Origin of the sequence: Aquiflexum sp. (assembly GCF_041749095.1) — a bacterium.
GTDB lineage: Bacteria > Bacteroidota > Bacteroidia > Cytophagales > Cyclobacteriaceae > Aquiflexum.
In genome coordinates, this window is record NZ_JBGTCA010000245.1 from 1 (window position 1) to 3,528 (window position 3,528).

The following is a 3,528-nucleotide window of genomic DNA, read 5'->3' on the forward strand; positions in this document are numbered from 1 at the left end:
AATACCAGAGAGCTTATCAATTTTGTGATGATGAACAAAATTGTATAAGATATGACCGCTTGAATCCATAAGTTTTATTAATTCAACTTTCAAATGAGAAACCCAATTCCTTTTGGGTTATACACTTCTGTCCCAAACTGTTGTCTGGATCTAATTTATAAAGAGACCTTTTTCTCGGTTCCCCGATACTCGTGGAAGGCTTTGCCTTTTTTGATACTTGGACTTTTGGTTCCCGGCCTGTTCTTGCCTCTTGGTTCTTGGCTCTTGGTTCTTGGCTCTAAAGGCTAAAGACCTTCGAGGTCTGAAAAAGACCTCAAAGGTCTGGCATCTCGCATCTCGCCTCTAATCTCTCGCCTCTCAAAAAAAAAAATTAACCTTTTTTCACAAATCAATGCAACTTATTTTTACCAACCTGTATCTACCTATTTGAAAGCCATCAATAATGTTATTCAAAAAAACTTTTACAACGGAGTCGGACATCATCAAAGGTTGCCTGAGGGGTGAGCGAAAAGCCCAGCAGCATCTCTATGAGTCTTATTCCAAAAAGTTTCTCGCCATCTGTATGCGGTATGTCAAAGATAGAGACCTTGCAGAGGATGTAATGATAGAAGGCTTTATGAAGATTTTTGAAAAAATGCCACAGTTTGAAGGAAAAGGAAGTTTTGAGGGTTGGATGAAAAGAATTATCGTCACACAATCATTGCTTACCCTTAGGAATAACCGGAATCTCAGCATGGAGGTCAATATGGAAAGCCATCTTGAAAACATGAATTCAGCTTATGAACTGAATCACCTGGAGGCGGCTGAACTGATGGATCTGGTACATGAACTCCCGGTAGGCTACCGGACAGTATTCAACCTATATGCCATCGAAGGTTATAGCCACGCGGAAATTGCCGATCTATTGGGTATCACGGAGTCAACTTCCAAATCACAATTGAACAGGGCAAGAAATACATTGAAACAGAAAATAGCCGATCAACAAATCAAAGAAAGGAGAATCAATGGCTAACACAGATAAAAATTTTGACCGGTACTTCAAGGAAAAACTGGTTAATCATGAAGTAAAACCATCCAAACTTGCTTGGGAAAGATTGGATTCACAATTAGGTAAAAAAGGCAAAGCTGTATATTTCCCATTTATGAGGATAGCGGCAGCTATAATATTGCTAATGGGCGTGGGGTATATCATCTGGCAAGTTTCCGGATCTGAAAACCTTCCGGGACCTCAAACTGCTGAAATCATAGAAATTCCGGTTCAAGAGGATCTTTTGGACAGCAACTCAGAACCCCAAGAAATGCAAGAATTCAATGCTGAGGAAGGAAGTGACCTTACCCAACCTGAAAATACGGAAAAGAAAAAATCCCAAGACAGACCTGCTAAAATACCACAAATGATAAGAAATACAGTCATTGAAAGTCCAAAAGAGCTTTTAGCAGATCATTCAGATCAGGGGGATAGAAATCAGGAACAATTGATCGGAATCCCTGAACTTGATCTTCCTGAACTAAAACTGGAAAGTGCCATAGCTATGAATGAGCCCGTGAAAAAAGAAGATGAAGAATTTGTGGAATACAAAGTCATCATTAAATCCAATGGCTTAAAAAATGAACCTGCCAAACAGGGGCTGATCAGCGAAATTGAGAATAAAGTAGATAAAATCGGAGGATTTCTGAACAAAGTAGAACAAGGATTTGCAGACCTGCAGGATGCAAAGGAAAATCTCTTTGCAAGCAATGTTCCAAGAAGAGAAAGAAGTAAATAACCAATTATTAGAAACTATACACTATGAAAAAATACCTGTTATTGTTTTGTTTGCTAGGCTTGGTGCAATTGGCCTATGGACGTATGAATGATGACTTTATGGTCCAGAATGACACCATCATTGTAGAATTCGGTAAATCCGGTAAAATCGTTGTCTTCGTGGACAACAAGGAGGATTTTGAAAGATTAAAAGGAATGAATATCAATCAGATCATCAGGGAACTGGATCTGGTAGTCGATGAAAAAAGCGGTGAACTTGTAGTCGTAGAAGTACAGGGCAAAAAAGGGACTAAGGAAGTTGTAAGGGTCCGTGAGGACGGTCAGGAGACTGAAGTTAATGTTGGAGGAATCAGGGTCACAGTAGATGAAACGGGCGGTGATACCAAAGTAAAGGTTCAGACCGGTACAAAGAAACGAAGTGATCCACCTTTTAGGACTTATTTCAACATTGATCTGGGTATTAATAATTATCTGGATGGGAATGGACAGTTTCCTACTTCAAGTTCACCTTATGCTGTCAAGGGATGGGGCAGCTGGAATGTTGGTCTCAATTGGATGGCAAGTCAGCGAATTAGCAAAGGTTTTCACTGGGACCTTGGTCTAGGAGTGCAATGGTACAATTTCAAGTTTGAAAACAGGGACTTTCAAACAGTCCGGGGAGACGGAGAAATAGATTTTATCCAAAGGACAGATGTGACCGGATTCAAAAGTAAGATTTCTGCATCCTACCTGACAGCGATGAGTTTGTTCAAATTGGATTTTGGCCAAATGAATGATCAGGGAAGAAAAGGATTCAGAGTGGCATTGGGACCTTATGCGGGATACCGGCTTGGTGGAAGAAGCAAGTATGTCTACAGGCCATTGGAAGGCGGTGGACGCCAAAAAGACCATCAGGCCACAGGCATATATTTGAACAACTTCCGCTATGGCATCCGGGGTGAGGTAGGTGTCGGCAGGGTCAATTTCTTCAGCACTTATGATCTCAACAAACTCTTCCAGGATGGTGCGGGTCCTGAATTGAACCCAATCACTTTTGGGGTAATATTTTAAACTCCTTTTTTAAAAAAACTACACCAATGAAAAAGACAACAATTATTTTGTCCTTCATGTTTCTTTCCAATTGGGCAATTGCTCAGGTAGAAGATTCAGTGAAAATCGCAATGAACAAAACTACCGTATTTTCTATTTTCGATACCAAAATAGAGGTTAAGAAAAATGATGACGGTTCAAGAACCTGGGAATTCATACCCAACTCCAAGGTTTACAATGAAAAAGATACTGAAAGGAAATCCAATAGAAAAGTCAGGCACGATACAGGGCTTGATCTGGAATTGGGAATCAATACCTGGATAGGTGATAGTGATGCCCCTGCCGTAAGGCCCTGGGGAAGCTGGAATCCTGCTTTCAACACCTATTACACCTATAAGCCAAGTGAAAATTTCAGGATCAAAACCATGTTGGGCGTGAGTTGGTACAATTTCAAATTTGAAGATAGAAATCTTCAGGCTTTGCGTTCACCGGATGGTATTTTCTTTGATCAATTTGAAGATGGTGGGGGTATTAAGTCCAAGATTTCAGCTTCCTATGTCAATATCTGTCTAATTCCTTCGATAAGGAGCAATAATGGAAAATTCAGGTTTGGGATAGGGCCCTATGCAGGATTGAGATTGGGTGGAAGAGGGAAATTTGTTTACCGTGACGATACCGGTGACCGCCGAAGACAGTTCCAGATGGGTAATATGTTTGCCAATGACTTCCGCTAT

At 40.6% G+C, this 3,528-nt stretch carries 3 protein-coding genes and 1 pseudogene; all 4 read left to right on the plus strand.

Going from position 1 to position 3,528, the window contains the following annotated elements:
* Positions 1 to 442: 442 nt before the first annotated feature.
* Positions 443 to 1,012 carry an RNA polymerase sigma factor gene (locus ACEW8O_RS11585; RefSeq protein ID WP_373494791.1) on the plus strand — a complete coding sequence of 190 codons (570 nt, stop codon included), beginning with the start codon at positions 443 to 445 and terminating at the stop codon, positions 1,010 to 1,012.
* Positions 1,005 to 1,766, plus strand: coding sequence for a hypothetical protein (locus ACEW8O_RS11590; RefSeq protein WP_373494792.1), 762 nt, complete (start codon positions 1,005 to 1,007; stop codon positions 1,764 to 1,766). Before ACEW8O_RS11585 ends, ACEW8O_RS11590 begins: the two co-directional genes overlap by 8 nt.
* 23 nt (positions 1,767 to 1,789) lie before the next feature.
* Positions 1,790 to 2,815, plus strand: a complete 1,026-nt coding sequence (locus ACEW8O_RS11595) for a hypothetical protein (protein WP_373494793.1) — start codon at positions 1,790 to 1,792, stop codon at positions 2,813 to 2,815.
* A 26-nt stretch (positions 2,816 to 2,841) separates the two neighbouring features.
* Positions 2,842 to 3,528, plus strand: a pseudogene (locus ACEW8O_RS11600) (hypothetical protein); the annotation flags it as partial.